General features: G+C 59.0%; 7 protein-coding genes and 2 tRNA genes. 5 read left to right on the top strand and 4 right to left on the bottom strand.

Annotated elements, in window-relative coordinates; all coding sequences use genetic code 11:
• Positions 1-45: 45 nt before the first annotated feature.
• A tRNA-Asp gene (locus RMN95_RS04335) sits at positions 46-119 on the top strand.
• Between the two features lie 62 nt (positions 120-181).
• Positions 182-254 (top strand) — tRNA-Phe (locus RMN95_RS04330).
• 531 nt (positions 255-785) lie between these two features.
• Here RMN95_RS04330 and RMN95_RS04325 read toward each other — a convergent pair.
• Positions 786-1,055 (bottom strand): hypothetical protein, encoded by a 270-nt coding sequence (locus tag RMN95_RS04325; RefSeq protein ID WP_309615729.1) that lies wholly within the window; start codon positions 1,053-1,055, stop codon positions 786-788.
• 141 nt (positions 1,056-1,196) lie between these two features.
• Here RMN95_RS04325 and RMN95_RS04320 point away from each other — a divergent pair, with 141 nt between their 5' ends.
• Together RMN95_RS04320 and RMN95_RS04315 are read left to right on the top strand one after the other, a co-directional pair.
• Positions 1,197-1,586, top strand: a complete 390-nt coding sequence (locus RMN95_RS04320; protein ID WP_309615728.1) for a hypothetical protein — start codon at positions 1,197-1,199, stop codon at positions 1,584-1,586.
• Positions 1,587-1,645: 59 nt separating this feature from the next.
• Positions 1,646-1,816 (top strand): hypothetical protein, encoded by a 171-nt coding sequence (locus RMN95_RS04315; protein WP_309615727.1) that lies wholly within the window; start codon positions 1,646-1,648, stop codon positions 1,814-1,816.
• A gap of 184 nt (positions 1,817-2,000) precedes the next feature.
• Here RMN95_RS04315 and RMN95_RS04310 read toward each other — a convergent pair whose 3' ends face one another.
• From RMN95_RS04310 to RMN95_RS04300, 3 genes are all read right to left on the bottom strand, one after another.
• Entirely contained in the window at positions 2,001-2,810 is an 810-nt protein-coding gene (locus RMN95_RS04310) for a hypothetical protein (protein ID WP_309615726.1), read from the bottom strand.
• Positions 2,794-3,681, bottom strand: coding sequence for a HipA domain-containing protein (locus tag RMN95_RS04305; RefSeq protein WP_309615725.1), 888 nt, complete (start codon positions 3,679-3,681; stop codon positions 2,794-2,796). The genes RMN95_RS04310 and RMN95_RS04305 overlap by 17 nt, the downstream gene beginning before the upstream one ends.
• Before the next feature lie 181 nt (positions 3,682-3,862).
• Positions 3,863-4,066 carry a hypothetical protein gene (locus RMN95_RS04300; protein WP_309615724.1) on the bottom strand — a complete coding sequence of 68 codons (204 nt, stop codon included), beginning with the start codon at positions 4,064-4,066 and terminating at the stop codon, positions 3,863-3,865.
• Between the two features lie 123 nt (positions 4,067-4,189).
• On the opposite strand from RMN95_RS04300, the gene RMN95_RS04295 reads away from it, so the two are divergent.
• Positions 4,190-4,996, top strand: coding sequence for a DUF4231 domain-containing protein (locus RMN95_RS04295; RefSeq protein ID WP_309615723.1), 807 nt, complete (start codon positions 4,190-4,192; stop codon positions 4,994-4,996).
• Positions 4,997-5,565 lie beyond the last annotated feature (569 nt).

Below are 5,565 nucleotides of genomic sequence, written 5' to 3'. Positions count from 1 at the left end.
GTCACCAGACACAGGCAGCAATGTCTTAAGAGAACTGAATAGCTAGGCCCTGTAGCGCAGTTGGTTAGCGCGCCGCCCTGTCACGGCGGAGGTCGCCGGTTCAAGTCCGGTCAGGGTCGCACAGCACGAAGCCTCTTCGATCAGGAGGGGCTTTTTGTGTAGTGGGAGTGAAAGCTCCCGCGGCTCTGTAGCTCAGTTGGTAGAGCGCACGACTGAAAATCGTGAGGTCACGGGATCGACGCCCGTCGGAGCCACTCTCTTTTGCGCTGGTCAAAAGCCTGTTTTGAACATCATTCGGCCTCCCGATCTATATGCACTCGAATCGAATGACTACATTTCGATTGCGCACGCACCCTGAAGCGGCGGTAGATTCGCAGAATTACGGGCGACTTCGCCTGCTCATTCCAATCTCCATTGACTACATCCGTGCAAGCTGCGCGATGACGTAGGCGCTGTCTATCCTCGGGATTATGAGTTCCTCCACGTATCGCTCTCAGCTCAAGCGGAAACGAGAGCAGCGGGTCGACGCAGAGAAGCGCGCCGCATCCGCTCGCAGCAAGGAAACCGAGAAGCGAGCCGCAGCTGCGCGAGCGCGATCTGCTGCCGCTTCCAGCCGCAGCGAGTCGACGACTAAGTCAAAACTTCGCGGCGCGGAGCGCTACGAGAACGAGGCGAACTCGGCAGGTAGAGACTCTGCATCGTGGCAGACGAAGGCGAGTAGCTATCTGAAAGAAGAGGCTCGCCTCATCCAGCAACTTAGTGACGCCGAACTGGCGGAGCAGAGATCAGCGGAACGCTCCCGGCAAGGCGCCGAGAGGCAGCGTGAACAAGTAGTTCGGACCGAAGCACGGCGTCGGGACGAACAGGAGAGACAGAGGGATCGAGACGCTGCCGAAGTGGCGCGCCGGCACCAGGAACTTGCCGCTCAAGTGACGACGCACGAGGATGCGATCGCCCATCTTCGGGAGCCGCGCAAGGAGAACCTGCGTCTGTTGATCCTGACCGCGTCGGGTAAGGGCGATCTCCGAGTTGGTCGCGAACAGAAGAGGATCCAAGACGCCGTTCGCTTCGCATCTGGCCGCGATTCGGTCACGATAGATGTTAGGCCAGCCGCTACCGGAGACGACCTACTGAGCGGGCTCACTCAGAGTCGACCACACATCGTTCACTTCTCAGGGCACGCAAATGAGTCGGTCGTGATGTTCGAGCAGGACGTAGATGGGCCGAACCCCGGGGCCGTCGTGACCGGGGCTGCATTGGCCGCCGCACTGGCTGCGGTGGATGAGCCACCACTTTTGGTGGTGTTGAACGCGTGCTCATCGGCTGGGCAGGCTGAACGAATTGCTGCCGGCGGAATCGCGTCCTTCTCCATCGGGCATTCCGACTCAATATCTGACGCTGACGCGATCGCATACTCGGCCCGCTTGTACGCCGCTTTGGCGGACGGACAGTCAATCGGCGGCGCACACGATCTCGCAAAGGCGGCCCTCCAGATCTCTGGGACGCCTGACTTCGATCTCCCTACGCTCTACGCAGCCCCTGGCGCGGATCAGCGTGACGCTGTCGTAGTCTTGCCCCTCAACTGAGATGCACCTCGCGTCGCACTCTCCTGAGGCCGTGCCTGCGGCAAAGCTATGGTGAACTCGTGAGCGAACTCAAGGAATCTCTCGCGCAAGTGCCGGACATCGCCGCTCGGACGGAAGATTTCCAAGCCCACGAAGCCTCGTACCCGAAGGCGTTCTCCAAATCTGTCGTTGAAGATCCTGGGACTCTCGCCCATGCGGTTAGTGTGCTCATCAAGCGGGCTGAGCCCTGAACCGCTATGACAGACTCCGCCGTCCTGCCCCGCCGACCTACAGGGGCCGTCGTTGCCATAACCGCATGGCCTATGACCCTCGATCCGAGGCGACCGCGCCTCAGTGTCCCCACTTGGTAGCGGGAGGCCCGCTGAGACGAGGCCTGATGCTGTCGGAGGAAAACCTCTCGCTCAGGAGGTGGCGTTAGCTTCCGTAGCGAAGCGCCTTGCCAAGCCTAAGTCGACTGTCGAGGTCGGCGAAGGGTTCATCAGCGGAAATAACCACCATTAGTCGAAGATGCCAACCCGCACCAGACTCGTTGAGCCTAACAATCTGTCCCACCACAGGATTACCTTCAACCACCCACGGCGCGGTGAGTCGGGCGAGCCAGTCCGGAAGATACCCGACGATGTGATCCCCATAGAAGAGAAGGTGAGCGCTTGGGTTGTAGGTGTTGTCGACCTCGAGAACCACCTCTAGCGAATCTCCAGAGGACAACGCACTTAGGAGCGCCTCGAACTCACCCTCGGTATATGTCACTGACGTACCGCGGTGGGTCTTTACCGACTTCTCCTGGAAGTAGCGCATGCCGGCAGCGAGAAACAAACATTCCCATCCCCCGGCCGTCGCCCGGGGGAAAGGAGTCACCTGAATGGTGTCGCCTTCGGAGCTTCCACCAGTGCGGATCAATTGCTCCCAAGGCGTCGCTTTAGACGGATCCAGGTCAAGCTCTTGGACTACTCGCCCGTAGTCGGAACGGCCCGGATAAAGAACTCTCTCTTGGAAGAGCGGGAATAAGTCTTCGTTCTGATACTCACGTTCGAATTCTCGGAACCCGACAAGTGCACGGAAGCCCTCAAGATCAGCGACTCCATCCAGGTACCTGAAACGGTAGTACTCGCCATCGAAGGAGAGAACCGCAATAGGGAGCATCGCCCTTGTGGAGGGCTGCTGCCAGAGAACCAACAGTTCCGTGACTGCGACAGCAGACTCTGCGTCAACTACTGATTGCATTGTGAATCCTCCTTTCATTGAGTTCTAGCACCTTAAGTGCAAAGGTACGGGTAACCTCCGACATGGATGGTTCTGCCTCGACGATCTGTTCAAAGTCCGTATCCACGATATCGCCGACCAGATCTTTGAGTCTTGCCCGACCAGTTGCACTGCACATTGCGAACGACCGCGCAGCGAGGTCAACGAGTGACGTATCGAGATCGCCCTCAAAGCGTCTGGCCAACCCCTTCAGAACGAATGCCTCGATGCTGCCAGCGTCTCGAAGTCGGGCTTCCCGAGCGCCGTCGGTGAGCTGGAAACCCAAGGACGCTTCCATGTCATATGTCGGAGCAAGGGCGTCCGATCCCGCATTCGAAATAGATTGCGCACGCAAGACCGACCAATTCTGTTCGTGCCTGTCGCCATTCCCGATAAGGGCGTCAACCACAAGATACCCTGTCATCACATCGAAGGCCGTGCAGCCCTCCCACGAAGTAGCGCCGGGCGGCGGCCCGTAGCGGTCCAGCGCCAGTCGCACGTTCTCAAGAGAATGACCGATTGATGCACTTTTTTGGCGACGTGAATCGCGCGTCTCAACATCGATCTCATCCAGCATGGCCAAGCGTCCCGTAACCATGTCGTATCCAGCTGGCCGGACATTGCGGAGGATGACTCCAGGAATGCCGTGCCGAACTGCCAGCAGCGCCTCTGCAGCAGGAACCTCCAGCGAGCGGGCCACACGTGAGGCCACCACTTCTGTCCAATCGCCGACTTGAACGCTGCCGTCCCTGTGGGTGGTGACCGGCTTGAACAACCAGTCAGACTCGGGACGCGTCGACGACCCTGCGGGCTCTCGAACCCAGACCTTGGCGGAGGCACCACGGGTTTCCACGCGCACAAGGTCCCAGAATGATACGTCTGTCCTGGGCACCGGCACGTAGCGAGCATACGAGCGACCGAAAGACCTTACGAGCAGGACTGCCCGTCGAAGCTAGAATCCCCCCTCGTGAACGCAGCTTTCATCCGGGCGCACGCGCCAGTAGGGATCGTTCGTTTCACCCGACGTGCGTCCACTATTTCCTGACGACGACACTTCCAGGCTGCGTACCACCCACCGCATAGCGATAAGCAAGAGCAAGAGTCTCAAGCAGCGCGGCCCTATCCGTGGGGTAATCACTTGCGGCAGCGACCCCCGCAATCTCAATCTTGATCGCATCCAAGAGCGCAACCTCGGTCGAGTAGTGAGCCTCGTTGACCTGTGTTGGTGAAGTAGCCATGATGAGTCCTTTCGGGTACGTGCGGCAACCGTACGCCCGCCGTCCGACACGCGACCGGCCTGCGGGCCTGCTATCCCCGACGGTTTGTGCGACACGCGTTCGGCCGTTTGCTATCGTCAGCGCATGACCCAATCCGGCACGGACCTCGACGATCTCATCGACCTCCGGGCGGACATAAGTGAGCTGGAGTACAAGACACGACGCGCTCGAATCGCTAGCGGCCTGTTTCGGCTCGTAGCGCTAAGCGCACCGATGGTTCTTGCCGCGATGTTCGTCGCCAACGTGTGGTTCGCGAAGTATTTCGACCTCAGCGTCTTCTGGACCTTGGTTGGCCTTTACGTTGGGGTTTCTGCCGTGCTGATGATTGTTATAGGCATCTGGCATGACGTCGCGAAGAAGGAGATTCTGAGCCCACGGCGACTTGAACTGGAATTGGAACGCCTCTACGACGAGCAGGCCTTGCTATTCAGCGGGGCCGAAATTGACCTCGCCGTGCGGCAGTACGCATTTCGGAGTTCCATGCAGCGGAGTGCAGTCCAGACGCGGCGGCGCGGCAATGGCTACCGGAGAGTCAACAATCTGTTCCAGTCGATCATCATTGTGGGCTCGCTTGCCACGACGACCGTCGCTAGCCTCAATCCTGATCAGGGACCGCTGAAGTGGATTGCCGTCGGGCTAAGTTTTTCAGTCGGCCTTGCGGCAGGATTCACTGGATTTTTCAAATACCGCGAGCGTGCGTTCTACCTCCGGCAGACAGCCGATGAGTTAGAGGTACAGCTAAATGCGTACGAGCTCGGACTGCCGCCCTACCGCGAAGGCAGTGAAGCCGAAAGAGTTGCGCTCTTGACCGCTCGGATGGAAGCAATACGAGTCGCTCAGCAACAACGCGAGCAACAACTCGACCAGCCCAAGGGCGCCAAGGAGGAATAATTCGTTCCGTGATCGGGACTGGGTCCAACGTCGGGCGGAGAGGCGAGCGTCGTGATCGATCGGATCGACCAGAACGGCGCTTCCGTGAATGGAATCTGGCGCCTGGACGGAAGCAGTGCTGACGAGCGCATCGTCCGCTAAGAACTCGCCACGCCGTACGCACAGTCCCTGACGCTGACGCTGACGCCCATCAAGCAACATTGGTCCAGAGTGAGTGATCCATCGTGTGATGCATCAGGACATCTCTGACGTTTGTGCATCGATAGATCTCTGACGTGACTACCGATTGACTACAAACGACGGACATCACCGTACCTTGTAGTGATCACTTATATGCCGAGAACCCCAGCAATTGGGCCGATTTCGCCTCAGAATCCATGACTGCATAGGTGTTGAGACACGACTGAAAATCGTGAGGTCACGGGATCGACGCCCGTCGGAGCCACCAGTATCAACCCCCTACGGTCGGGAACCCACCAGGAGGTTCTCATAGCTGAGACCGGTAGTCCCCGAGGCATGAGGTTCGGTTGCGAACCAGAACGCTGTTGACGCGATATCGTCCTTGCGCA

The sequence above is a fragment of the Salinibacterium sp. genome, assembly GCF_031364185.1.
In the GTDB taxonomy this organism is placed as follows: Bacteria; Actinomycetota; Actinomycetes; order Actinomycetales; family Microbacteriaceae; genus Rhodoglobus.
The sequence above is the reverse complement of the archived record's forward strand: the minus strand, read 5'-3'. Positions and strand labels throughout refer to the sequence as shown.

What these genes read in the sequence shown, in the direction of transcription:
- RMN95_RS04300 (WP_309615724.1), bottom strand. Translation starts at nt 4,066, where the DNA reads ATGGCTACTTCACCAACACAGGTCAACGAGGCTCACTACTCGACCGAG.
- RMN95_RS04295 (WP_309615723.1), top strand. Translation starts at nt 4,190, where the DNA reads ATGACCCAATCCGGCACGGACCTCGACGATCTCATCGACCTCCGGGCG.
- RMN95_RS04310 (WP_309615726.1), bottom strand. Translation starts at nt 2,810, where the DNA reads ATGCAATCAGTAGTTGACGCAGAGTCTGCTGTCGCAGTCACGGAACTG.